Annotated in this window: 29 protein-coding genes; all 29 read left to right on the forward strand. The window is 65.4% G+C overall.

Going from position 1 to position 24,629, the window contains the following annotated elements; translation table 11 throughout:
- The first annotated feature begins 21 nt into the window (after positions 1 to 21).
- The 29 genes from QO259_RS10310 to QO259_RS10450 all read left to right on the forward strand — a co-directional run bounded on the left by QO259_RS10310 (position 22) and on the right by QO259_RS10450 (position 24,629).
- The gene (locus tag QO259_RS10310; RefSeq protein WP_285949901.1) at positions 22 to 483 is read left to right on the forward strand and encodes an HI_1489 N-terminal domain-containing protein; all 462 of its coding nucleotides are present in this window, start codon (positions 22 to 24) and stop codon (positions 481 to 483) included.
- Positions 480 to 872 carry a hypothetical protein gene (locus QO259_RS10315; protein WP_285949902.1) on the forward strand — a complete coding sequence of 131 codons (393 nt, stop codon included), beginning with the start codon at positions 480 to 482 and terminating at the stop codon, positions 870 to 872. The genes QO259_RS10310 and QO259_RS10315 overlap by 4 nt, the downstream gene beginning before the upstream one ends.
- Positions 853 to 1,272 (forward strand): Mor transcription activator family protein, encoded by a 420-nt coding sequence (locus QO259_RS10320; RefSeq protein ID WP_285949903.1) that lies wholly within the window; start codon positions 853 to 855, stop codon positions 1,270 to 1,272. The genes QO259_RS10315 and QO259_RS10320 overlap by 20 nt, the downstream gene beginning before the upstream one ends.
- A 21-nt stretch (positions 1,273 to 1,293) precedes the next feature.
- Positions 1,294 to 1,884, forward strand: coding sequence for a type VI secretion system-associated protein TagO (locus QO259_RS10325; RefSeq protein ID WP_285949904.1), 591 nt, complete (start codon positions 1,294 to 1,296; stop codon positions 1,882 to 1,884).
- A 212-nt stretch (positions 1,885 to 2,096) separates the two neighbouring features.
- Entirely contained in the window at positions 2,097 to 2,408 is a 312-nt protein-coding gene (locus QO259_RS10330; RefSeq protein ID WP_285949905.1) for a putative holin, read from the forward strand.
- A gap of 71 nt (positions 2,409 to 2,479) precedes the next feature.
- Positions 2,480 to 2,965 carry a hypothetical protein gene (locus QO259_RS10335; RefSeq protein WP_285949906.1) on the forward strand — a complete coding sequence of 162 codons (486 nt, stop codon included), beginning with the start codon at positions 2,480 to 2,482 and terminating at the stop codon, positions 2,963 to 2,965.
- On the forward strand, positions 2,962 to 3,579 hold the full coding sequence (locus QO259_RS10340) for a transglycosylase SLT domain-containing protein (RefSeq protein ID WP_285949907.1): 618 nt from the start codon (positions 2,962 to 2,964) through the stop codon (positions 3,577 to 3,579). Before QO259_RS10335 ends, QO259_RS10340 begins: the two co-directional genes overlap by 4 nt.
- Complete coding sequence (locus QO259_RS10345) at positions 3,564 to 3,956, forward strand: hypothetical protein (protein WP_285949908.1); 393 nt, start codon at positions 3,564 to 3,566, stop codon at positions 3,954 to 3,956. Before QO259_RS10340 ends, QO259_RS10345 begins: the two co-directional genes overlap by 16 nt.
- Positions 3,953 to 4,246: a flagellar basal body L-ring protein FlgH gene (locus QO259_RS10350; RefSeq protein WP_285949909.1), complete on the forward strand. Its 294-nt coding sequence runs from the start codon at positions 3,953 to 3,955 to the stop codon at positions 4,244 to 4,246. The genes QO259_RS10345 and QO259_RS10350 overlap by 4 nt, the downstream gene beginning before the upstream one ends.
- Before the next feature lie 21 nt (positions 4,247 to 4,267).
- Positions 4,268 to 4,615 (forward strand): DUF2730 family protein, encoded by a 348-nt coding sequence (locus tag QO259_RS10355; protein ID WP_285949910.1) that lies wholly within the window; start codon positions 4,268 to 4,270, stop codon positions 4,613 to 4,615.
- The gene (locus QO259_RS10360) at positions 4,612 to 4,908 is read left to right on the forward strand and encodes a VpaChn25_0724 family phage protein (RefSeq protein WP_285949911.1); all 297 of its coding nucleotides are present in this window, start codon (positions 4,612 to 4,614) and stop codon (positions 4,906 to 4,908) included. Before QO259_RS10355 ends, QO259_RS10360 begins: the two co-directional genes overlap by 4 nt.
- A gap of 1 nt (position 4,909) precedes the next feature.
- Positions 4,910 to 5,449, forward strand: a complete 540-nt coding sequence (locus QO259_RS10365) for a DUF3486 family protein (RefSeq protein WP_285949912.1) — start codon at positions 4,910 to 4,912, stop codon at positions 5,447 to 5,449.
- Complete coding sequence (locus QO259_RS10370) at positions 5,446 to 6,939, forward strand: terminase large subunit domain-containing protein (protein ID WP_285949913.1); 1,494 nt, start codon at positions 5,446 to 5,448, stop codon at positions 6,937 to 6,939. The genes QO259_RS10365 and QO259_RS10370 overlap by 4 nt, the downstream gene beginning before the upstream one ends.
- On the forward strand, positions 6,933 to 8,549 hold the full coding sequence (locus tag QO259_RS10375; RefSeq protein WP_285949914.1) for a DUF935 domain-containing protein: 1,617 nt from the start codon (positions 6,933 to 6,935) through the stop codon (positions 8,547 to 8,549). The genes QO259_RS10370 and QO259_RS10375 overlap by 7 nt, the downstream gene beginning before the upstream one ends.
- Entirely contained in the window at positions 8,539 to 9,750 is a 1,212-nt protein-coding gene (locus QO259_RS10380; RefSeq protein WP_285949915.1) for a phage head morphogenesis protein, read from the forward strand. Before QO259_RS10375 ends, QO259_RS10380 begins: the two co-directional genes overlap by 11 nt.
- A gap of 2 nt (positions 9,751 to 9,752) precedes the next feature.
- Positions 9,753 to 10,199 carry a phage virion morphogenesis protein gene (locus tag QO259_RS10385; protein ID WP_285949916.1) on the forward strand — a complete coding sequence of 149 codons (447 nt, stop codon included), beginning with the start codon at positions 9,753 to 9,755 and terminating at the stop codon, positions 10,197 to 10,199.
- A gap of 252 nt (positions 10,200 to 10,451) precedes the next feature.
- Complete coding sequence (locus tag QO259_RS10390; protein WP_285949917.1) at positions 10,452 to 11,582, forward strand: phage protease; 1,131 nt, start codon at positions 10,452 to 10,454, stop codon at positions 11,580 to 11,582.
- Entirely contained in the window at positions 11,583 to 11,999 is a 417-nt protein-coding gene (locus tag QO259_RS10395; RefSeq protein WP_285949918.1) for a hypothetical protein, read from the forward strand.
- A gap of 15 nt (positions 12,000 to 12,014) precedes the next feature.
- The gene (locus tag QO259_RS10400) at positions 12,015 to 12,917 is read left to right on the forward strand and encodes a Mu-like prophage major head subunit gpT family protein (protein WP_285949919.1); all 903 of its coding nucleotides are present in this window, start codon (positions 12,015 to 12,017) and stop codon (positions 12,915 to 12,917) included.
- A gap of 35 nt (positions 12,918 to 12,952) precedes the next feature.
- Positions 12,953 to 13,462 (forward strand): HI1506-related protein, encoded by a 510-nt coding sequence (locus QO259_RS10405; RefSeq protein ID WP_285949920.1) that lies wholly within the window; start codon positions 12,953 to 12,955, stop codon positions 13,460 to 13,462.
- Positions 13,459 to 13,869: a DUF1320 domain-containing protein gene (locus tag QO259_RS10410; protein WP_285949921.1), complete on the forward strand. Its 411-nt coding sequence runs from the start codon at positions 13,459 to 13,461 to the stop codon at positions 13,867 to 13,869. Before QO259_RS10405 ends, QO259_RS10410 begins: the two co-directional genes overlap by 4 nt.
- Positions 13,870 to 13,879: 10 nt before the next feature.
- On the forward strand, positions 13,880 to 14,182 hold the full coding sequence (locus QO259_RS10415; RefSeq protein WP_285949922.1) for a hypothetical protein: 303 nt from the start codon (positions 13,880 to 13,882) through the stop codon (positions 14,180 to 14,182).
- On the forward strand, positions 14,166 to 14,585 hold the full coding sequence (locus QO259_RS10420; RefSeq protein WP_285949923.1) for a phage tail terminator protein: 420 nt from the start codon (positions 14,166 to 14,168) through the stop codon (positions 14,583 to 14,585). The genes QO259_RS10415 and QO259_RS10420 overlap by 17 nt, the downstream gene beginning before the upstream one ends.
- Positions 14,582 to 15,526: a phage tail tube protein gene (locus tag QO259_RS10425; protein WP_285949924.1), complete on the forward strand. Its 945-nt coding sequence runs from the start codon at positions 14,582 to 14,584 to the stop codon at positions 15,524 to 15,526. The genes QO259_RS10420 and QO259_RS10425 overlap by 4 nt, the downstream gene beginning before the upstream one ends.
- 49 nt (positions 15,527 to 15,575) lie before the next feature.
- Entirely contained in the window at positions 15,576 to 15,899 is a 324-nt protein-coding gene (locus QO259_RS10430; protein ID WP_285949925.1) for a hypothetical protein, read from the forward strand.
- A gap of 95 nt (positions 15,900 to 15,994) precedes the next feature.
- Entirely contained in the window at positions 15,995 to 16,375 is a 381-nt protein-coding gene (locus QO259_RS10435) for a DUF1799 domain-containing protein (protein ID WP_285949926.1), read from the forward strand.
- Between the two features lie 9 nt (positions 16,376 to 16,384).
- Positions 16,385 to 22,447 (forward strand): phage tail tape measure protein, encoded by a 6,063-nt coding sequence (locus QO259_RS10440; protein ID WP_285949927.1) that lies wholly within the window; start codon positions 16,385 to 16,387, stop codon positions 22,445 to 22,447.
- Positions 22,444 to 23,805 (forward strand): NACHT domain-containing protein, encoded by a 1,362-nt coding sequence (locus tag QO259_RS10445; protein WP_285949928.1) that lies wholly within the window; start codon positions 22,444 to 22,446, stop codon positions 23,803 to 23,805. The genes QO259_RS10440 and QO259_RS10445 overlap by 4 nt, the downstream gene beginning before the upstream one ends.
- Positions 23,802 to 24,629: a hypothetical protein gene (locus QO259_RS10450; protein ID WP_285949929.1), complete on the forward strand. Its 828-nt coding sequence runs from the start codon at positions 23,802 to 23,804 to the stop codon at positions 24,627 to 24,629. Before QO259_RS10445 ends, QO259_RS10450 begins: the two co-directional genes overlap by 4 nt.

Genomic DNA, 24,629 nt, shown 5'->3' on the forward strand with positions numbered 1-24,629 from the left:
CCTGTAAACGCCGGAGAACCGATGGATATTCGCTGCCCCTGCTGCCACGCCACCTTCTTGCTCGAGCACGTCGCTGAAGACGAAGCGCTGCGCGAGATGATGGCGCTACTGACCAAACTGACGCCGGATGTCGCGCGGCCTCTCGTCAGCTATGTGGGGCTGTTTCGCGGCAAGACGCGGGCCACGGCCTACGAGCGCCAGTTACGGCTGATGCGAGAGGTACTGGGTCTGGCCGACGACACCACGCTGGTCGGCACGGCGTTGAGCGAGACGGTAGAGGCTATCCGCGGCAAGCGGGATGCCGGCGAAGACACTCGACCGCTCAAGAATCACAACTACTTGAAACGCGTCGTTGAATCGCTGCGAGCCAGGGGAGCGGGCTCTGTTCAATCCAGCCCCAAAGTCGAGCGCGAAAGCTCGCCCAGAGTCTCGAAGGGGGTAATGCGGGCCTTACAGGCGATGGAGCAGGAGCGCAGGTCATGAGCCAACCCGCCCAGTGGTTCCGCAACGAGATCAACGACGGCCTCGCACGGTTGATGGTGTTACACCTGCCTAGCTCCCCATGGGAGGAGGAAGCGAAGTACACACAGAAGACATGGACCGAGGTCTTGTGGGGCGCGCCGATCGGTTGGGATGCCGAGCTGGACACCAACCGCCTGCGAGTCGCGTTTGCACGTCTGGCCAGGGACTCGAACCGCTGGCCACTACCGCGCCAACTGCTGCAGTCGCTGCCGGCACGCCCAGAGCGGCCTCGGCTGGGGCGGCCTAAAATGAGTGAGGCGCAAAAGGCTCGGAATCGTCAGAAGTTGGCTGAGATGGTGAAAGAGCTGGGGATCAAGTCGAGGAGGCACGATGGCAACGCACGACGATAACCAAGACCTGTTCGGCGGCGAGGCCCTACCGGACGATGCGCTCGACCGCATGAGTGCGCCAGAGATCCGCAACCGTTGGCCGCAAGCGCTATCGGACATGATTGCGGTAATTGAAGCCGCTAACCTGCGCGCAGGGGATGACCCGGACACGGCCAGACGTCGGGCCTATCGCGCCGTGCGCGCACTGGCCCACTTCGCTGGCGGCAGGCAGCTATACGTCCCCCAAGGACGCAATCTGGACCGGGCGCTACGCGACCGCGAGATCTTCGCCCGTTACACTGGTGACAATGTGCCAGAGCTGGCGAAACACTATGCGCTCAGTGAGATGTACGTTTACTCGATCCTGTCCGAGCAGCGGGAACTCCATCGCCGGCGGGTACAGCCAGAGCTGTTCGAATAACGAAAACGCAAGGGAACGGAAATGAAAGTAGCTGCCTTACTAGCTTTGGTCACGCTCGCTGGCGCCACAGCGGCCAATGCCGATCAGGATTGCGCCAGCATCAGCGACAGCCAAAGCCGCTTAGCCTGCTATGACCAGCACTCTTCGGTCGGGAAAGCAGAGACAGAGTCCGCCTGGCGCATCAAGCGGCGGACATCACCGATCGATGACTCGACGACGGTGCTTTTGTCCTCAGACTCACGCGAGCCCATCAAAGACCGCCTTGGAAGGCAAAGAAAAGCGACCCTCATGCTCCGCTGCCAGGAGAACAGCACATCGCTAATGCTGTTTTTCGCTGAGAATTTCATGTCTGATCTGAATCAATATGGCGAAGTCACTCTTCGCATTGATGACCAGCAGGCCAATGTCATCAGGATGGACGAGTCGACCGACCACATGTTGCTTGGGCTATGGGACGGAGCCGCACCAGTAAGAATGATTCGAAGCCTGCTCGGTCACGATGTTCTGACTGTTCGCGCGACGCCTTTCAACGGTACTCCTATTACTGCTCAATTCCCTCTGACCGGTCTGGAAGAAGCAATAAAGCCTTTGCGGGACGCATGCCACTGGTAAAGCGCAACCCAGCAGCGAGAGCTTGTCGCGCATGCTCACCCAGCGCTAGACTTTTCCACAGAGCGCCCCGAGTGCCAAGATGCCCGCCCGCCATTCACGGGGCGGGCATTTTTGTTGAAGTATCTTAATCCCGCCGCCACCGCCCCCGCCGGTAACGTCAGAACTCACGCTACGCGCATCGATTCTGACCCTTCACCGACGGAGACGGCACCGTGTTCGAAACCCTCATCACCAAGCTCAAGGGTGCGACCCGACTGTGGCCGTGCCTGCTGCTGGCCATCATCACCACCGCTGCCGTAGGGGTCGTCTACCCGCAGCAGATCGGCCTGCTGATCTGGAGCCTGACCAAGATCTTCTGGGCGGTATACCTGGCTTACTGGCTCGATCGCTGGGTGTTCTGGTACGCGCGCCCCGGCGATTACACCTGTCACTCCGCAAAGGGCCTCGATTCTATCTCTTTGCTGATGCTACGCCGCGCCATCCTGATGGCCGCGATCGCGATTGCCGTCGGGCTGGGCGTCTGATGAACGCCGCCGACCGCCGCACCCTCGCCGCTATCCACGCCGAGAGCCGTGAGCGACGCGGGCCTTGCCCCGTGTCGCTCGTGAGCGTGGCGCTCAACATTGCCACCCGCGCCGGCCGCGCCCAGCTCGAGCAGCATCTGGCGCGCCTGATCGCCGGGGGATATCTGGAAGAGGTCAGCGACCCCATTCGCGGCGATGGCTTGCGAGTCACGCCGAGCGGGATGGAAGCCATGCAGGCCAGCCCCGAGAAAGCGCCGGAACCGGCCCCGACGCCAGCCGCGACTCCCGTGGCCACGTCATCAGCCAAGCCACTGCCCACGGCGCTGAAGATCGACGGAGAAGCCCATGGCCAAGGCGTGCCGGACAACTGGCGCGAGAACAGTGTCGAGCTGCTCGTCGAGTTCGCCGCCGTAGCGATGGAGCGCTATCACAGCCTGCCGGACTCGCAGGAGACACGACATGAGAAGCTCCACCTCTATGGGCTGTTGATGCGCTTCAAGGGGCATCTGGACGACTGCGCCGAGATCCTCGACGAATGGCGCGAGGTCGAGGCGTGAGCCGCGCTTTGGCGCTCGTCCTGCTGGTGCTGCTGACCGGCTGTCAGCCCGCCTGGGCCTGGCAGCCGCCGGCCAACGCGAAGCGCTACCAGCGCGAGCTGACGCGCATCGTCCAGCAGACCTGGGGGCTGGACGGCAATGTGGCAGTCCACGCCGCGCAGATCCAGCAAGAGAGCGGCTGGCGACCGGATGTCGATAGCCCCGTGGGCGCGCAAGGCCTGGCGCAGTTCATGCCGTCCACCAGCGCCTGGATAGCCGAGATCTACCCCGACCTGGGCGAGGCGGCGCCGTACTCACCCGGCTGGGCGATGCGGGCTATGGCCCGTTACGACCGATGGATCTGGCAGCGCGTGGATGCCGCCGATGCCTGCCAGCGCTGGGCGATGACGCTTTCCGGCTACAACGGCGGCCTGGGCTGGGTCTGGCGCGATCAAAAACTGGCGCGCGCGGCGGGCGATGATCCGGCGCTGTGGTGGGGCCACGTGGCCGAACATACCAACCGCGCGGGCTGGGCGAAGCGCGAGAACCGCGACTACGTCGACCGCATCCTGCTGCGCTACACGCCGAATTACGTCAGAGCCTGGGGCGGGAGGTCGCCGTGCTATCACTTCTGAAGGGGGTGGCCAGGATGATGCCGATGCAGGTATGGATCGCGCTGCTGGCGCTGGTGTTATCGATCGGCGGCTGGATCGTCAACCGCTACACAATCGACAAGGTGCGGGCCCAGCGTGATCAGGCGATCGCGCTGGCCGAGAAGGCTTCGAGCGCTCGTGACGCCTGGATGAACGTGGCCTTCCAGCGAACCCGAGAACTCAACCTGGAGCGCGAGGAGCGCGCTGCCGGTGAGACCGCCACCCGCGAGCTGAACAACGACCTCGACACACTCGACGAGCGCTATCGCCCCTCAGCCGAGCGTATCCGCCTGGCACCCGAGAGCGATGACGCGCCCGTGGCACCGGTACTACGCCAGGCGATCGAGGATCTGCCATGAGGGTCGCTATCGCCCTAGCCGGTATCGCACTGCTGGTCGGCTGTGAGAGCACACCGACCCTGCCACCGGTGATCGACAATCAGCCGCCGGTGGTGGTCTGCGCGATCCCCGCCGGGATGACCGAGCGTGAAGCAGAGCCGGCCAAGCCACTCGGCGATTATTCCCAACGCGATGTCGGCAGCTACATCACCGCCCTGCACCAGTGGGGCTCTCGAGGCTGGCTAAGACTGGCCCGAGTCGATCAACGGAGCCAGGAGTGCCAGGCGCGGGCGCTGGCTCCGAATCCATAACGCGCAGACGCAGAGGAACCGATGGGACCAATCAACTGGGATGCCATCAAAGTGGGTTGGGATTTCGTGCAGGCGCTGTCGATCGTCCTGTTCAGCGCCGGCGTGTGGTGGATCAACCGCACCCGCGCCAGCGAGAAAGCGATCCGCCGCGTGGACGCCCGCATCGACGAGGTCGAGAAGCATATGGCCACCCTCGAGCATCAGGTTCATTCGCTGCCCAGCCGCGAAGACATTGATCACCTACGCGCAGAACAGGCCAAGACCAACCAACTGCTGGCGGAGATCTCGGCCACGCAGCGCGCGCAAGGTCAGGTGACTGACCGAATTCATACCTACCTTTGGAACGAGCGGGGCCACCGACAATCATGAGCTTCCAACGATACGAGACCGAGGATCGCCGTCTGCAGACGCTGCGGCTGCTCGAGCAGTCCACCGGATATAGCGCCAATGCCTATTTGCTGGGTACCGCCCTACAAGGCCTCGGGCACCACATCAGCTATGACCGCGTGATCGCGGATGTCGAGTGGTTGGCCGAGCAGGACCTGGTCACCCTCGAGCGTGTGGGTGGCGTCACCGTGGCCACGCTGACCACGCGGGGTGGCGATGTGGCCACCGGGCGCACACGCGTCAGTGGGATCAAGCGCCCCCAGCCGGGAGAGTGAGATGGCGCGTCGCAGTAGTGTCACCAAGCTCGACCCACGCATCCGCGAGAGTGTCGATCGTGCCATCCGCGAAGGACGCGCCACCATCGACGATATCGTCGACCAGCTCGACGGGATCATGGGCGAGGATGCCCCCTCACGCAGCGCTGTGGGCCGCTACGTCAAAGGGGCGCGCGAGCAGATGCAGCGCTACCGCGAGGCGCAGGAGATGGCCAAGGTGTGGGTCGGCAAGCTGGAGGATGACCCCAACAGCGACATCGGGCGCCTGCTCTCGGAGATGCTGCGCACGGTGGCGTTTCAGCAGTTGGCCACCGCGGGTGACGAAGATGCCGAGGTCTCGACCAAGGACGTCGCGTTTCTCGCCGGTGCCCTGAAAGATCTGGCCAGCGCCGACAAGGTGTCGATGGAGCGCGAGCTGAAGATTCGCAGCGAAGTCGCCAAGGCCGCCGCCGCTCGCGCCGAGAAGGCCGCGCGCCGCCAGGGAATCTCCAACGAGGGCGTCGCCTCCCTGCGTGCCGCGATCATGGAGGGCATGAAGTGAGCGATGCCATCCTGCTCGGCTACCAGCAGCGCTGGGTCAGCGACCAGAGCACGGTCAAGATCATTGAGAAGTCGCGGCGTATCGGTCTCTCCTACGCCGAAGCGGCGGACGACGTGCTCTATGCAGCATCCGAGGCCGGCGCCAACGTCTACTACATCTCCTACAACAAGGAGATGACTCAGGGTTTTATCCAGGATTGCGCCGGTTGGGCCAAGGCCTACAACGCCGCCGCGAGCCAGATCGAAGAGTCGGTGTTCGAGGACGAGGACAAGTCGATCCTGACCTACACCATCCGCTTCGACAGCGGTCACTCGATCCAGGCGTTCACCTCCAACCCGCGCAACCTGCGCTCCAAGGGCCGCCCCGGCGAGCGCCTGGTGATCGACGAAGCGGCCTTCGTCGATGACATCGCCGAGCTGCTCAAGGCGGCGATGGCCATGACCATCTGGGGTGGACAGATCCGCATCATCAGCACCCACAACGGCGACGACAACCCGTTCGCCGAGCTGATCAACGACATCCGCGCCGGGCGCTATGACTACTCGCTGCACCGGGTCGACCTGGACGACGCGCTGTCCGACGGCCTCTATCGGCGTATCTGCCGGGTCACCGGGCGCGACTGGTCGCGCAGTGACGAAGCCGAATGGCGCCAGCAGTTGATCAATCGCTACCGCCCCAACGAGGACGAGGAGCTGTTCTGCGTGCCGCGTGCCGGCGGCGGCTCGTACCTCTCGCGCAGTGCGATCGAAGCGTGCATGAAGTCCGCGACGATCCTGCGCTACGACGGCACGCCAGAGTTCAACGCGCTGCCGGAGCCCGAGCGCGCGACGATCATCAGCGACTGGATTCGAGACAAGCTCACGCCGCTGCTCAAGCAGCTCAACCCGCGCCGGCGCCATGCGCTCGGCCAGGACTTCGCGCGCTCCGGCGATCTCTCGGTGATCGCACCGATGGAGATCGGCGACACGCTGCACCGGACGGTGCCGTTTCTGATCGAGATGCACAACGTGCCTTTCAAGCAGCAAGAGCAGATCCTGCTCGCCACCGGCAACGGCCTGCCGCGCCTGTCAGGCGTGGCCATCGACAGCCGAGGCAACGGCGCCTACATCGGCGAAGCGGCGCGCGATGAGTGGGGCTCGATCGTCGACCAGGTGCAGGCGACCGAGAACTGGTACCGCGAGGAGATGCCGCGCTACAAGGCGCTGTTCGAAGACCAGACAATCACGCTGCCGCTGGACGATGACCTGGTCGAAGACCATCGCGCCTTCCAGTTGGTGCGCGGCGTCGCGCGCCTGCCGGAGGGCAAGACCAGCGGCGTGCGCCACGGCGATGGCGCGATGGCTTGCGTGCTGGCGCATGCGGCCAGCCGGCAAGAGAACGCACCCATGGATTACATCCGCGTCCCGCGCGCCAGCCGTGGGATGACGGCCAGTATCGATATCGACGCCGACGACTATGACTTCGAAGATTCAGGAGGTGGGGCATGGTGAGTAAAGTCCCGCGCAAGTACACCCGCGGCCTGGTCGCCGAGAGCGACGAGGCCGAAGCCGGGCAGGCACTGGAAGCGCAGCAGACCGCGGGCGATGCCCGTATCGGTCAGCTCAAGCGCGAGTTCATGGAGCACCCCTCCAAGGGGCTGACGCCGGCCCGTCTCTACCGGATTTTGGAGGCGGCTGAGCAAGGCGATCTCAAGGCGCAGTCCGAGCTGTTCGAGGACATGGAAGAAAAGGATGCCCAAATCGGCGCCGACCTCGCCAAACGCCGGCAACTGGCGGCGGAGCTGGAATGGCAAATCGTGCCGCCCGACAAAGCCAGCGCCGCCGAGCGTCGCGCGGCTGATCAGGCCGCCGAGGTATTCAGTGGGCTGGAGGTCGAGGACCTCATCCTGGAGCTGGGCACGGGCCTCGGTCATGGCTGGGCCAATCTCGAGCTGTCGTGGCAGCGCGATGGCGCCATGCGCTATCTCGAGCAGCCGATCCTGCGGCCGCATACCTGGTTCCGCCTGCACCCGGAAGAGCAGAACCTGATCACCCTGCGCGATGGCAGCCTGAACGGTGCCGGGCTGTGGCCGCTGGGCTGGATTCAGCACCGGCACAAGGCGCGCCCCGGTTACGTGGCGCGTTCCGGCCTGCATCGCCAGCTGGCCTGGCCCTATCTGTTCAGCCAGTACGCCCTGGGGGATCTCGCCCAGTTGCTGGAGATCTACGGCATGCCGGCGCGGCTGGGCAAGTACCCCAAGTCGGCGACCGACAAGGAGAAGGCAACGCTGCTGCGCGCCGTGGTCAGCCTAGGGCAGGACGCCGCCGGCATCATTCCCGAGGGCATGAGCGTCGACTTCCTGGAAGCCGCCCAGGGGCGGGGTGACATCTACGAGGTGATGCTGAAGTGGTGCGAGCGATCAAAGGCGCGGGTGATCCTGGGCGGGACGCTGACCAGCGGCACCGGTGACGGCACCAACACCAACGCCTTGGGCAACGTCCACGAGCGCGCCCAAGCCAGCCTGATCCGCTCTGACGTGCGCCAGTACTGCGGCTCGATCCAGCGTTTCATGCTTTGGCCCATGGCCGCGCTCAATCACGGCATCGTCGATCGTCGCCGTGCGCCGCGCTTCGTGCTGGATCTCGGCGAGACCGAGGACTACAAGGCGCTGGCCGAGAACCTGCCGACCTTCGTCGACATGGGCGCGAAGATCCCGCTGTGGTGGCTGCACGAGAAGACCGGCATCCCCACGGCCAGCAAAAATGAAGAGACCCTGCGGCCCAAGGCGCAGCCCTTGGGTCAGGCGGCGCTGCGTTCGACTGGCTGGCCATCCGGGCTGGCCGCGCTACGGGAAGCCCCCGCGGCAGAGATGCCGGCGGACGCCATCGCCGACCGGCTAACCCGTGAAGGAGACACCCATATCGCCGAGTGGCTGGCGCGGATCGAGACCATGCTCGAGCGGGCCGACAGCCTCGAAGAGTTCCGCGAGATGCTCATGGCAGCCCAGCCTGAGCTGGAGAGCGACGGCCTGGGGAACCTGATCGGAGACGCTCTGGTCGCCGCCGAGGGCGCTGGCCGGGCTGACTTGGTCGACGGCTCGGAGTCGCGCAATGCCGGATGAGCAGCCCTCCGTCCGCGCGATTACCGGGCGTTCATTCGCCGAGCAATCGGCGTTTTTCCGCCAGAAGCTCGGCAACCTGGTTCCCACCTCGCGGTGGGACGACATCGAGCGTGGTGCCCACGATCAGGGGTTCATGGTCGCAGGCGCTGCCAAGGCGGACCTGCTCTCCGATCTCGCCGCCGCTAGCGACCGCTTCGTCTCGGAGGGGCGAGGCATCGGCGAGTTTCGTAAGGACTTCCGGGATATCGTCGAGCGCAACGGCTGGCATGGCTGGACCGGCGAGGAGTCGGCCAAGGGCCGTGCCTGGCGCACCCGCGTCATCTACAAGACCAATGCCCAGACCAGCTACAGCGCCGGGCGCCTGGCGCAGCTGCAGGACGCCGAGTTCACCTTCTGGGTCTATCGCCACGGCGGCTCGCGCGACCCACGCAAGCAGCATCTGAGCTGGGACGGCCTGACCCTACCGCCGGATCATCCGTTCTGGGCGACCCACTACCCGCCGAATGGCTGGGGCTGCTCGTGCTATGTGGTCGGCGCCCACCGCCAGAGCAGCGTCCGCCGTCTGGGTGGCGAGCCGGACAAGGCGCTCCCGGATGGCTGGGATGCCACCGACAGCAAGACCGGCGCGCCGCCAGGCATCGACCAGGGCTGGGACTATCAGCCCGGCGCGCGGGTCAGCCGTACCGTCTCGCAGATGGCCGAAAAAGCCCGCGCCTGGGACTACTCGATCGCCAAGGGCTACATGCAAGAGATGCCGGCGTCGGTGCGAGACCGGCTTGCGACCAGCTACCGGGCCTTGCCCTCGGTGGCGGATGATGCCCGCCGTTACGCCGAGCGCGTGATGCGAGGCGATGCCGCCGACACGCTGCCGGTGGCCCGCACCCTGGGGCTGGCCACCGAGGCCGATAACGTGCAGATCCGTGACGCGATCGACGAGAGCGCAGCGCTTCACGACTTCGCCCTGGATGTCGCCTCGGTGCTGGAGGTGCAGCGTGCCGAGGCCGGTGCTCGAGCGTTGACCAGTGAGGACTTCGCGTACCTGCCGCAACTGCTCAACTCAGGCTCGACGTTTACGGCGGCGGGCGAAGATACCATTAGCCGCCGGCTCACCATCGGCGGGGAAACCTTCATCGCAGTATGGCGGCTCGTCAGCGATCGGCGTCAGTTGGTGCTGCAATCTTTCCGAGTCGAGGCGCCGTAGCCATGGCCGGTATCGAGATCGACAGCCGCCAGGTGGTCGCAGCGCTCAACGCGCTGATGGATCGCGGGCAGGATCTGCGCAAGCCACTTGAGGAGCTGGGCGAGTACTTCATCGTCTCGACCAAGCGCCGCTTCGAGGAACAGCAGGCACCTGATGGCACACCGTGGCCGGCCAATTCTCCGGTCACCCTGGCGCGCAAGAGTCACTCCGACCCGCTGATCGGTGAGACGCGGCGTCTGCATGACGAGATCCACTACGTCGTCGACCAGGGCGCACTCGAGTGGGGGAGCTCGCTGGTCTATGCCGCGATGCAGCAGTTCGGCGGCACACCCGAGGAGTTCCCCCAGCTCTGGGGAGACGTCCCGGCGCGCGAGTTCCTGGGGGTGTCCGACGTCGACAATACGGTCATCCTGGAGACGCTGCGCGACTGGCTCGAAGACCCGATTTAGGATGGCCGCCTACACGGCGCTGTGAGACGCGCTGAGGCGTTTGCGCTACGATGGCTCGCGCGAAATGTCTTGAACGCCCTCAGCGGATTTTAAACGGGGTTTAAACACGGTTGCCGGTCAGGCTCCCGCCCCATTACGGTATCGCCCTCAGATATCGCCCCTTTCGGCCATCGCATCGCCCCGCCGGCCACCCCCGAAATTACCAAAATACATTAATCCCGAGCCTCCCCGTGCGCCCGCCACCATGGGCGCATGACTACGACATCCTCACATCGCCATATCGCCGCTTGCTCGGCGCAGACCGCCGCCCCGGTCGCGGTCTGCTCGCTGCGCATCTCTGCCAGCGATCACAAGACGCGGCTGATCCCCGCCGGCACCTTCGACGCGCCGCGCGGCTCGATGCGTGGCGGCGGTCCTTGGCGACTCGATGAGGCCCATGCCCGGCGGATCATCCAGCAGGCCGCCACTCGCAATGCCGACATCGTCGTCGACTACGAGCACCAGACCCTGCTCAGCGAGACCAATGGCCAGCCAGCGCCGGCAGCCGGCTGGGTCGCACCCGACTCACTCGAGTGGCGCACCGACGGCCTGTATGGGGTCATCCAGTGGACGGCCACAGCCAAGGCGGCCGTCTCGCCAGGCCCCGACGGTGAGCCGCCCGAGTATCGCTACCTCTCTCCCGTGTTCCCTTACGCCGCCGACACCGGCGACGTGCTGGACCTGTTGCACCTGTCCCTGACCAATAACCCCGCCATCAGCGATGGCGATGCCGTGCTGGCTGCCGCCCGGCGGGCGTCGACCGCTCCCCAGCAAGACGAGGACTCCACCGTGAATCGTGAGCAATTGATCAAGGCGCTGGGTCTCGCGACCGACGCCACCGACGAACAGATCGACCAGGCAATCGCCGCGCTGAAAGCCGGCAGTGACGACGCCAAGGCGCTGCGCCAGGCGCTGGGCGCCGAGGATGACACCAAGCCCGAGGACGCGGTTGCCGTACTGAAATCGGGCACCCCGGCGGCGCCAGACATGAGCCAGTACGTGCCGCGAGGCGTGTACGAGGAATCCCAGAAACAGGTCGCGGCGCTGCGTGCCGGCGGCGAGACCGCCGAGCGGGATCGGCTGATCGAAGAGGGCCTGCAGGATGGCCGCATCGCCGGCCAGGCGACCGCTGATTGGCTCAAGGGGCAGGGCCTCGCGGCGCTGAAGGCACATCTCCAGGATGCACCCCCGGTCGCGGCGCTGTCGGGTACCAGCCAGACCGGTGGCAAGCCGCCCAAGCAGGATGGCCCGGCACCGCTCACTGAGTCCGAGCTGGCGGTGTGCCGCTCCATGGGCATCACCGCGGAAGATTACCGCAAGTCCAACCCCCAGGAGGGCGCGTAAATGAATACCCCATATCGCGACAACATCCGCCGCGCCTATCGCAAGGCGCGGGACACCGAACTACCCGCCGGCTCGATTGCCGTGATCGGCGCGGCCGGTCTCGCCATCGCCGCGAGCGAGGCGACCGGGCTGACCGCCGTGGGCATCGTCGAACGTGCCGAGATCCCGGCGGCCGAGTCGGTCGAAGTCCGGCGCGGCAGCCATCGCGTCGTCAACAGCACCGGTGCCGATGAGATCACCTCCGGGCACATCGGCCGGCGCTGTTACCTGGTCGATGCCCAGACGGTCGCGGCCACCGACGGCGGTGGCACCCGATCCATCGCGGGCATCGTCGATGGCACCGATGACGCAGGCGGTGTGTGGGTCGTGTTCGACCCGACCTCCGGCGCCTATCTCGACGTCGCCCCGGCGACCTGATCACGAGGACTGACCATGCAACTCAACCAGGCGAACCTGCAGGCCCTGTTCCGGGGCTTCAACACCAACTTTCAGCAAGGCTATTCGAGCCTGGGCGACAACGCCTCGCTGTTCGAGCAGCTCTGCACCGTGGTGCCCTCGAATACGGCGGTCGAGGTCTACCCGTGGCTGCGCCAGCTACCGCGCATGCGTGAGTGGCTCGGCGATCGCGTCATCCACTCTCTGGGTGCCGGCGCGTTCTCGATCCGTAACCGCAAGTTCGAGCTGACCGAGGGCGTGAGCCGAGACAGCATCGAAGACGACACCTACGGCCTCTACGGCCCGATGATGCAGGAGATGGGGCGCTCGAGCCGCGAGCATCCCAACGAGCTGACCGTCGAGATGCTGGCCACCAACCCGATGTGCTTCGACGGCCAGCAACTGTTCGACGCCGAGCATCCGGTGCTGGACAAGAACGGCAAGGAGACCTCCGTTTCCAACGACATGGGTGGCACCGGCTCGGCGTGGTACGTGATGGATTTGACCCGCGCGATCCGCCCGATCGTGTTCCAGCGCCGGCGCGATTACCAGTTCCGCAGCATCACCAACCTGAACGATTCCGAAGTGTTCATGAAGGACAACTTCCTGTTCGGCGTCGATGCACGGGTCAACGTCGGCCCCGGCCTGTGGCAGTTGATCGTGCGTTCCAACCAGCCGTTCACGCCGGAGAGCTACGCCGCCGCCCGTGCTCGCCTGACCACCCTCAAAGGCGACTACGAGCGCCCGCTGGCGCTGCGGCACTCGCACACCATGGTGCCGCAATCCATGGAGGGAGACGCGCTCGAGATCCTCAACAGCGAGCGCATCGAAGGCAGCAGCAACAAGTGGCGCGGCACCTCGTCACTGGTGTTGAACCCCTGGTTGCCGAGCGCCGCCTAAGCGCGCTGGGTAACCCCTGACCAGGAGAGCGAACGATGGCCACCACCAGCAAGCCCAAGCGGGCCGCCGCCAGCAAGAGCGCCCCGAGCGCCGAGTCTGACAAGCAGGACAGCGCGGCGGCAAGCGTTGATGAGTCAACCGACGGCGCGGCAGTGGATCTCCAGCAGCCCTCACCGGACCCGCAGGCCGAGGCCGAGCGCCAGGCGCAGACGCCAACGGCGGATGCCGATGTCATCGTGCCCAGCACACCGGCCCAGCCGGTGGCAAGCGATGACGGCAAGGGCGACAGCGATACGGGTGATAACGGCACGCAGGACGCGGGCACGGTCACCGGTGACGACTCGGATGAGCCACTGCCGGCGATCTACGTGCGAGCGGCACGAGGTATCGAGTCGCGCCGCCGGGCCGGGCTGCGATTCGACCGTCAGGGTCGCGTGATTGCCACCAGTGCCTTGAACGACACCCAGATCGCGGCACTGGAAGCCGACAGCGCCCTGATCGTTGAGCACTGCACCGTTCCTGCGAAAGACGGCGGCAACGAATGACCCCCTACGTCACCCAGGCGGATCTCATCGAGCGCTTCGGCGAACCCGAGGTCCGCGCGCGGGCCAACGATGGCCAGGGGGGTATCGACGAGCGGACGGTGCAGCGTGCCTGCACCGACGCCCAGGGCGAGATCGACGCGCGCCTGGCGGCCGCTGGCATCACAACACCGGTGACGCCGGTGCCCGATGTCATCGCCGCCGTGGCGGCGGATATCGCCCGCTATCGGCTCTACGACGATGAAGTTACCGAGACGGTCGCTGCCCGCTACGCCGATGCGATCAAGTTCCTGCAGGCCGTGGCGCGCGGTGATGCCCGCCTGGGCCCGGCGCCCTCGGCATTCGCCGAGAGTGCCGGTGAAGTGAACTTCCACACCGGGCGCCGAGTGTTCGGCGGCGGCAGTTTCTAGGAGGTGCCCCGTGGCACAGAGCAAGAACGATCAGTCCGAAACCCAGCAGCCCAGCCCCCAGGCCGAGCGCGTTCCGGCCGGGCCGGTGCATCTCTCGATCCGCACTGTCGGCGACCAGCCCGTCACGCGCTGTGGTGTCGAGTACGGCCCCAAAGCGCGCACGGTCACGCTGCTGAGCGGTAGCAGCGCCTGGCACCTGCTCCGGGCCGACCCGGCGCTGAAGGTCACCAAGGCGGCGGCACCGAAGGCACCGGCCAAGGCGGCGAGCGACGATTCGTCGCCGGCGGGCGAGAGCGATGCTGCTCAGTCTTGAGCCCTGGAAGCAGCATCTGGCCGGTGCCGTGACGGCCGAGATCACCCTCGCCGCCGATCTCGAAAGCGCCCGCAAGAACCAGGCGTTGCCGAGCGTGACGCTGGTCAACGGGCGCGAGCGTGTCAGCCACGCCGACCGCCACCCGCACGTGCGCCATCGCGTCTCGACCGAGGTGATGCTGGTGACCGGGGTGGCGCGCTACGGCAGCAGTCAGTTCGGGACCGGCAAGGACCAGCTCGCCGAGCTGCGAGAGCCATTGCTCGAGCGGCTCATTCACTGGATACCGCCTGGCGCTGAGCTGGCTGTGCGCTGGAACGGCGGGCAGATACTGACCTTAACCAGCGCCGCCCTCTACTGGGTCGACGTTCTATCAACCGTTTATTGGTGGGGAGACTCAACGTGAGCAGCCAAAAAACCAACCGCCGTGTCATGCGATTCGGCATCGAATCCAGCTACAACGCGGACACGCTGCCGGACGTGATGGCGGCAATCCAACCGGCGTCTATCGAGGTGACACCGCTCTCCGGCGATGACATCCAGCGCAGCGTGATCCGCCCCTACTACGGCAACACCACGAGCCTGCCGGGCGAGAAGCACATGCAGGTGCAGATCGCCGTCGAGATGGTGCCGCCGGCCACGGCGGGTACCGCACCGCCCTGGGGCGATCTGCTCAAGGTGTGCGGCTTCGCCGAGACCCTCGTGCCGGCGGACGGCGATACCCCCGCCCAGGTGGTCTACGCGCCGATCTCGGATAAGGAGGAATCCGGCCGTCTCTACTGCCACGTCGACAAGAACCTCCACGAAGGCCGAGGCGCCCGCGGCACGGTGCAGTTCGCACTCAATGCCCAGAGCGTGCCGACCATGACCATCACGCTAATGGCGCTGCTGCGGCCTGTCGCCGACGCGCAACTGCCGACGGTGGATCTCACCGCCTGGCAAAACCCGTTGGCGATCAACAGCGCCAACACCGGGCTGACCGTGTTCGGCCGCGACTCGACCCCGTTCAGCCAGTTCAGCCTGGACATGGGCGTGCAGACGCGCCACCGCACGGTGGTCGACGCCAATGACATCTCGATCAACGGCCGCTCGCCGAGTGGTTCGATGCAGATCGATGACCCCGGTGTCGCCGAGGTGAACTTCTTCCAGCGTGCGCTCTCGCTGGAGCCCGGCGCGATCGTGTTCGAGCACGGCACCGTGGCCGGGAAAACGATCGAGCTGAGCATGCCGCGAGTCACCATCCAGTCGCCGAGCTACGCCGACGACGGTGGCGACCAGATGCTGACCATTCCCTATACCCCCGAGCCGATCGCCGGCGACGACGAAGTGCGCATCGTCTGCCGCTGACCGACGACTTTCATAGGCCGTTACGCCGCCCTTAATCAGGAGTTATGCCGTGTTCAAACTCAACACCAAGCGCAGCTACCAGCAGCCCGTCTCGCTCACCATCTACGACGAGCAGGGCAAGGAGCAGACCGGGCGCTTCACCGCCACCTTCAAAGTCATGCCCTACGATCAAGTCAAGGAGCAACCCGAGGACGTTACGTTGCTCGATGCCGTGCTGGTCTCAGTCTCCGATATCGAGGTGCCGGGCGAAAACGGCGAGATGCTGACGGGCGGCGCACTACTCGACGCGGTCAAGAACGACCCCGCGGCCAGCGTCGCGCTGATCAGCGCCTATCACGAAAGCATCACAAAAAAGAACCGGCCCAGAACCTGATAGACGCCGGTGCGTTCTGGGCCGCTGGGGCCAAACGCACGCCGGCACGCAGCGTTGCCGAGTACAAGCGCGAGTGCGCCGAGCTCGGCATCAACGTGCCGGATGACCTCGAACTCACGGAAGAGCCTACCGAGTTCGAGGTCTTGCCGGAGAACTGGCCCGCGCTCGAGATCTTTCTCGACTGCTCCACCCAGTGGAAGCACGCCCCGATGGGCGGCCCGACCGGACTCGATTATCCGGCGCTGAAGATGGTGATGGAGTTTCATGCCGTCGCACCTACCGAGTTTCGGGAGCGCTTTGGGCAAGTCCGGCTGCTCGAGCGTGGCGCGCTCAATGAGATGGCAGGCGTGAAGCGGGACACGAGCGCGCGGGATCGAGCGGCCAATGAGCGAAGGAACGCTCAGCGTCACCAGATCGACGAGTCGCTAGGTAAGCTCGAGCGCCTCGTGTACCACACCGATGAATTCCAGGCGTGAGCGACGTAGATGCCCAATGACCTTCAGCTATCTGTCCGCCTGACCGGCGATGGGCGCCAGCTCGTTGGCACCTTGCGCGATGCCGAAGGGCATGTGCGTCAGTTCGGCGACGTCAGCGAGAGCCAGTCGGCACGGGTCTCCAGTGCGCTGAGTGGCATCCGTACGGCGGCAGGTTTCGCCGCCGCGGCCTTGGGTGGGTTGACGCTCGGCCGCGTCATCAACGAGACGGCCCAATTCCAGGACACGATGCTGGGGCTGCGTGCCGTCAGCGGCGCCACCGCTGAGCAGATGCGCTCGCTTCAGGAGCAGGCGCGAACCCTGGGCGCCACGACTCGCTATAGCGCGCAGGAAGCAGGCGAGGCGCAGCGGTACTTGGCGCAAGCGGGGTTGCAGGTCAACCAGGTGCTGTCGGCGACGCCTGGCATTTTGAACCTGGCCACCGCCGGGCAATTGGATCTCGCCCAGGCGGCCGACATTGCCTCCAACGTGCTGGGCGGTATGCAATTGCCCGTCAGCGAGCTCAATCGGGTGATGGATGTGATGGCTGCCGCCGCGTCCTCATCCAATACCAACATCCAGCAGTTGGGTGAGGCGCTCAAGGAGGCGGCGCCGATCGCCAAGACGGCGGGGCTCTCGATTGAAGAGACGACGACAGCGATCAGCATCCTCTCCAATGCGGGGATTCAGTCTGGCCGCGCCGGTACCGCCGTGCTCGGTTTCATTCGCCAGCTCTCCAACATCACCCCTCAGGCCAAGGACGTCCTGGCGAGCTATGGCCTGACGCTGCAGGACGTCAATCTCGAGACCCGCGGCCTGGCCAACGTCCTGGACACGCTGCTCGATGCCAATATCTCCACCGCCGATGCCTTCAAGATCTTCGCATCCGAGGCGGGCCCTGCCGCACAGGTACTGACGAGCGGCGCGGATAGCGCACGTGAGTTCATCCAGCGACTGAAGGATGCAGCCGGCGCCACCGATGAGATGGCGGCCATTCTCGGCTCGGGGCTTTCCAATTCGCTGCGCACCCTCAACAGCGCCTTGAGCGAAAGCATCCTGCAAATAGGCGAAGGCGGGCTGGGCGGCGCAGTGGGCTACCTCGCCGATACCAGCGCCGGCGTGCTCTCTGTTTATAACGACATGCTTCCAGCGTTCGCCAAAGCCAACAATCTGACGAGCAAACAAGTCGACACGATTGAATCTCTGGCTGATGGGTTCGGCGCGCTCGCATTGGTCGCTGGCGTAAAGCTGACAAGCGCGCTCGGTTCCTCCGCGACGGCTTTCGTCAAAAATCAGTACGCGCTACAGGCCAATTACGAAGCTGGCGTCGAGTACACGCAACAGGTGATGCGCCGCACAGCAGCGGAGGTTCGTGCCTCGGAGCAGATCTATGCGCGTGCCGTGGCCGACGCCAAGGCGACCTCCGGTACCAACGCGCATGCGTTCGCGCTGACGAATCTGGCTGCAGCCGACGCCCGTGCGACCGAAGCAAAATCTGCCCATACCGTGGCCACCAATGCCTATACAGCCGCAGCAGAGCGCGCCTCTATTGCATCACGCGCTGCCGCAGGCGCTATGGCGCTGGTCGGCGGGCCGCTCGGCGCTGCGATGCTTGCCGGGGCAGCGGTTTACTACTTCCGCGATGAGCTAGGACTGACATCTCCCGCTGCGCGAGAAGCCAAGGGTGAGATCGACGCTCTCGTCAAAAGCCTGGATAACTACACGCAGGCTCAGTACGAATCCAATCGCGTGCCGATCGTAAAGGACCTCGCCGAAGCTCGGATTGAAGCCAAGAAGCTCCAGGATCAAATCGATGATCTAAAAGACCAAGGCAAAGATCAGGGTATGTGGTACCAGGGGTTTTCTGGTTCAGCCACCCACGAAATTGCAGAGCTGAATACCCAGCTACGCGAGCAAGAGCGAATCATCGCGGCGAATGAAGCGGGTCTGAGTGAATACGACAAGAAGTGGCAGGATGTCATCCAGTCGCAGACCTCTGGCGTCGCGATATTCAAGACACTCGACCAGTGGATGGATGGGCTGGGTGGGAAATTCAGAGACACGTCAGTTGGTGTGCAGTCTGTCTCACTAGCGCTGGGCGCAAGCGGCGAGGATTGGGATAGCTACATCTCAAAGTTGCAGGATGCGCGCAACACCCTGGGCATGACTGCTGCAGAAGCGGAAAAATACGCCGCCACTCAGGCTGGCTACACAGGCCTGTACGCAGAGCAAGCCGGCGCCGTGGCGGGGCAGACTGCGGCTCTCGAGGACTACCGTTCGGCTATCGAGAAAGGCAATAAGGCCGAAGCACAAGCGCATCTGTCGAGGGCTCAGCGGTACGCAGAGGCCGAGTCGATGGTCATTGCTCAGCTTCAGAACCTCGACACCCTGACTGGTCTGTTGCGTGGCGTGCAGACAGAGCTTTCGGCTACTGCTCTCTCGGCCGCTCTCGTCATCGGCGATAGCGCTGGCAACACCAGTGCGCTGATCGCCGAGTCATTGCGACTGCTGAACGAGCGCGCAGCCGCAATCCGTCAGAATACTGTCGTCACCAAGAAGAAAACCGAGGCGGATCGCGCCGCCGCGCAGGCCGCCCGCTCCCAGGCCAATGCCCTGCAGGCGCTGCAGGACAAGCTCGACCCGGTGGCCAAGTCCCAGCGCGACTTCCTCGCCGACCAGATCACGCTGCAAACCGCCTGGGCCGGCGGCAAGCTGACGCTCGACCAGTACCTGACCGCTGTCGCTAAGCTCCCGACGCTCTACCAGAACGCCGGCGATGCTGCCGAGGACTACGGCTTCGACGCCACCAAGGCCGCCAAGAAGGTTGACCGCGAGATGACCTATCTCGAGACGGCGATCAAGCGCAGCGTCGAGCGCCTCGACGACGCGTTCGTCGACTTCTGGGAGAACGTGATCAGCGGCGGCAAGAACACGTTCGATGCGTTTAAGCAGGTCGCAATCTCGACGCTCGCCGAAATCGCCCACGCATACACCACGCGACGCATCACGGTATCGCTGGGGCTGCCGCTGGCCGGTACCGGCTCGCCCGCGGCGGGCGGCACCGGCGCCGGAGGCATGGGCGGCTTCGGCGGTGGTGGCGGATTTAGCATGCCAAGCTTCGGCATGCCGAGCTTTGACAGTCTTTCCGGCGCATGGACCACTGCACAAAATGCCTGGGCAGGCTTCAACGGCACTTATGGGGCTTCGCTAGGCGTTCAGGGAGGTATTAGTGGCACCGCTATCGGGTCAGCAAACTCAGTAGTCAACGGGACGGGCATCGCAGGGGCTAGCAATACGGCATTCGGTGCCGGTACAACCACCGCCGGTCTCGCGACTGCTATCACGAATGCCATTGCCTATTACGCCGCGTATCAGGGCGGCGGGATGGTCGGCAATAAAATCGGCACATCTCTGACGGGCAAAACGCCAAACAGCAATATCGGCCAAATGCTGGGGACGGTCGGCGGTAGTTTCTGGGGCGTTCCCGGGGCATTTGTCGGTTCTACCATTGGCGGCGTGGTCGATTCGATATTCGGCAGTTCGCGCAAATACACCGCGGGGTTCGAATCCTTTGCCGAGACGCCGGATCGCGACTTCGGCGCCGGTGGCACCCCGTACTACTCCAGCGGCTACTACCGCGATGGCGATCTCGGCCTTGGCCGCGAAACGCCCTTCGGCTCGTTCGGCTTCACCGACAAGACCAAGTTCGAGCCGAGCGACATGATCGACATGCTCGATGCCATGGCCGCTCTCGATCAGACCCTGGCCAGCGCGGCAAACGAGACCCAGATCGAGAGCGTCAAAAACGCGCTGGATGGCTGGCAGACCCGGCTCAAGAACGACTCCCTGGGCGAGCTAGTGGCCAGGCGCTACGCCGTCGTCAGCGAAACGCTGGAAAACGAGGCATCGGAGGCCACCGCCAAGCTGATCGAGCGTGTCGGCGAGATCACAGCAGATAGTGCAGAGCGCACTATTCCCCAGCTCGCCCAGGCGCTACAGCTCGGCAACCTGATCGACGGCCTCTCGGGCAATGTCAAAACGTACGCCGAGAAGGTGGTCGACGACACCAGCACCTCGCTCGAGGACGCGTTCTCCCAGATCACCGCGGGCGTGGCGGCCCATGCTGCGGTCTCCGGCATCGCTGACGAGCTGAACCTCACGTTCGACGATATGGGCGAGCGCGCCGTCGAGGCCGCCCTGAATCTGCAGCAGCTCGCCGGCGGACTCGACGCCCTGCAGAGCCAGGCGCAGACCTACTACGCCAACTTCTTCAGCGCCGAGGAGCAGCGCCAGCGCGCCATCGACCAGATCGCACCGACGCTGGAAGCGGCAGGCCTCTCGGCGGAATCGACCCGTGCGCAATTCCGCGCCGTGGTCGAATCGCTCGATTTGAATACCGAGAGCGGCCGCCAGACCTACAGCGAGCTGATGAGCGTGGCCGGCGCCTTCGCCCAGCTCAGCGAGAGCGCCGCCGACGCCGCCAAGCGGGCCGAGGAGATCGAGCGGCAGCGCTGGTCGTTGCAGAACGACTTGCTCCGCGCCCAGGGTAATGGCGAGGCTGCACTGGCGCGCGAGCGTCAACGCCAACTCGAACAAATGCCAGAGACCCTGCGCGCGTTGCAGCAGGAGATCTGGGCGATCGATGAGCGCAACAAGGCGGCCGAGCAGCAGGCGCTGCTGCAACGCACCGCGCTCTATCGCGACGGCACCGTGGGCGCGGTCGACGGCCTCATCGATCGCTATCAGCGTGCGATGGAGGTCGCGCAAACCGCCGCCGACGAGCGCCAGCGTCAGTTGGAGAACGAGAAGCGCGCGCTGGCGACGATCGGCGACATGCTCGACGCGATGCGCCTCTCCGATCAGTCGATCCTCAGCCCCGCCGAACGCCTGGCGGAATCCCGGCGTCAGTTCGCCGCGCTGCAGGTGCGCGCCGAGGCCGGCGACACCGACGCCCTGAGCCAGCTCGGGCAGGCGAAGACCACCTATCTCACCGCCGCCGGCGACTACTACGGCCAGGCCTCAGCACCCTATGCGGCCATCTACACCGAGGTCGAGTCCGCGCTATCCGGGCTCGAGGACCAGTACGGCGAATCCCTGGAGGCGCAGGGCTCGCTCGAGAACGTCCAGCGCCAGGTGCTCGAGGCGCAGCGCCAGGCGCGCAATACCCTGCTCTCGTCGCTCGAGCAGCAGGTCCAGCAGTCGACCCGGCTCCAATCCATCGCCGATCTGGTGTCACTGCTGCCACCGTCACTGGCCGACTCACTCTCGGCGATCTTCCCGGAGTACGCCACCGATGTCGGCTCGTCGTTCGATGCCGCAGCGTATTTGACCAACAAAACCGCCGAGGTCAACGCCAAGCGTCAGGGCGGCCGTGACGACTGGACTCCGGGCGAGGTCTATGACCGGATCCTCAAGGACTATGGCTCGCTGGAAGCACACTATCAGCAGATCGGCCGTGACGAGGGCGTGTCGCCCACCTACCAGTCAGGTGAGGACACCGTCGGCCAGCAGACCCGGCGCTTCGACGAGGACACCTACGTCGCCAACCAGGTCGCGTATCTCAACGACCGCGATCGCGGGGAACGCACCTGGTCGGGCCTGCAGTTCTACATGGCACTGGACGACGCCAACCTCAGTGCCTACGAGCACTGGCTGCGCTATGGCCGGGCCGAGGGCGTCGCCGCGTATGCCCAGGGTGGCGCCTTCACCAACGGCATCGTCCAGGAGCCTACATATTTCGACACGGGGCTGATGGGCGAGGCCGGCCCCGAAGCGATCATGCCGCTGACGCGCACCGCCGACGGCTCGCTCGGCGTGCGATCGCTGCCGTCACAGCCAATGCCGTTCATCGACGCCGGCCCGTCGACGACCGTCGACCTGAGGCCGGTCGTCGCCGAGCTGCAGGCACTGCGCCAGGACAACGTCGAACTGCGGGCGCGGCTCGATGCGCTGGTCGAGACCAGCAGCGACACCGCCGTCCACACCCGTGCCACGGCCGCTCACAGCAAGCGCACGGCCGAGAACGTCGCCGAGGGTAACCGACACTCACGGACGCGACAGAGGATGCCGGTATGAACGATCAGCAGTACCGGCAGTGGCTGGATCAGCCCAACGAGCAGCGCGTCATGCTGCTCGAACTCGAGCACGCCGCCGGCGTCCTCCAGGTGGCCGATCAGCCGTATATCGCACCGATCGCCGACCATCTCGACGATCCGGTCTACGACGACGTGCTGATCGAGGCCGTGGGTATTTCCACGCGCATCGACGGCTTGATCGAGTTCGGCGATATCCGCCTGCGCGATGATGGCGGGATCACCCACTGGCTCGGCTACCAGTTCCGGGGCTATCCGGTGCGCGCCTACCTGGGCGGCATGCACTGGTCGCGGGCGGACTTCCGGCTGATCGCAGTGGCCACCAACGAGGGCATCCGCTCCTGGGAGCGCGGCGAGCTGGTCTGCGCGGTCACGGACACCAGCAGCAAGCTGGACACGCCGATCGATACCGGCAGCCTCGAACTCGGCGGCAATCCGGTGCCGTTGGTCCTCGGCCGCTGCTTCAACGTGCCGGCCTACCGCATCTCGACGCAGGCCGACACCTATCGCGTCAGCTATCTGCCGCTGTCCAGCGTACAGCCCCGGGACAACGGCAACGCCGCGCCCCATGCCAAGGATCTCGCCAACGGCGCGTTCACGCTGGATAACCACCCGGGCAACGCCAGCACCATCACGGCGGCAGCCCACGAACCCCACGACACCCCGATGACCATGGTCGCGTGGATCGCCGCCCACTATGGGCTCGAGGTCTCGCCGGCCACCGCACTGCCCGAGGTCACCGTGGGCATCCAATCATCGAGTGCGATCAGCGGCGCGCAGATCCTCGAGCAGTTGCGCGACACCCTCGGGGCCGGATGGATGATCGACGCCCTGAACCGGCTCGACGTGCGTGTGCTCACGGCGCCCACTGGTGAGCCCGACATGACTCTGGCACCCGACGACATCGTCGATGGCACGCTCGAGCTGGATACCGTCGAGCCGCCCTGGTCGGCACTGACCCTGCGCTGGGGTCGCAACGACGCCGAGCTGCGTGGGGTCGCCGCCACCATCGACGATACCGATCCGGCACTCGCAGCGCGCTACCAGCGGGCCTGGAGCGAGTCGACCGTCTCTCAGGCCCTGGACGGCCACCCACTGGCGACGCCGGTCACGCGCGACACGCTGCTGCAGGTCGAGAGCGACGTCACCGCCGAGCGCGACCGGCGCCTGGCCTATCACGCCGAGCGCCGCGAACGCTGGCGGGTCAACACCTACGTGTCCACCGTCACCGTCTACCAGTCGATCCGCGTCGACTTGGCGCCGATTGCCGAGCGAATCGGTCGCGTGATCGCCGTGCGGCCGCAGGTGGGCGGCAAGGCCGAACTGGAGATTCTGCTATGAGCCGCGCGCTACGCCTGGTGCTCGACAACATCCACGATCGCGCAGAGTTGAGCGCGACCACCGAGGCCCAGGGCCTGTCGATCGGCAACACACAGCGCAATGAGCGCAACCGCGTCTGGCGCAGCACCGACACCAGCACCCAGGTCATCACGGGGACGCTTGCCGCCGGTGCCTACGTCGACGACATCGTCATCCTCGGTCACAACCTGACCTCGGCCGGCACCCTGCGCGTCGAGCTGCTCAGCGGTTCGACCGTCATCCGCGACAGCGGCGAGGTCTCCACCGGCGAGATCATCCCGGCGGGGATCTGGCGGGCCGGGATCGACCCCTACATGGCCACCTACAACGACAAGCTCAAGGTGCCCACCAAGCGGCTCACCGTCACCCCGGCGGCGATCACCGGATATCGCCTCACGCTCAATGATCCGAGCAATCCGGCCGGCGCGCTGGAAGTCGCCCGGGTCGTGCTTGGCCTGGCCTTCGAGCCCACCACCAACATGAGCTATGGCGTCCAGACGACCTGGGTAGACCCGGCCACTCATGAGCGCAGCGCCGGCCAGACTCTGCGCACCATCGGCGGTGGCCACCCACGCAAGCAGGTCCGCTTCAGTCTCGACTGGCTCACCCCGGGGGATCGCGAGCGCCTGATCGAGGAGATCGCCGAGATCGGCATGATCCGCGACGTCTTCGTCGATCTTTACCCCGACAGCACCGGCCTCGAGCGACTCTCGGCGCAGTTCGTCGGACGCATGAGCGAAGGCTACGGCGACACCCACGACCACTACCGCAACCGCAGCACCACGCTCACCATCACGGAGGTATGA

It is taken from the genome of Salinicola sp. JS01 (assembly GCF_030284585.1).
In the GTDB taxonomy this organism is placed as follows: Bacteria; Pseudomonadota; Gammaproteobacteria; order Pseudomonadales; family Halomonadaceae; genus Salinicola.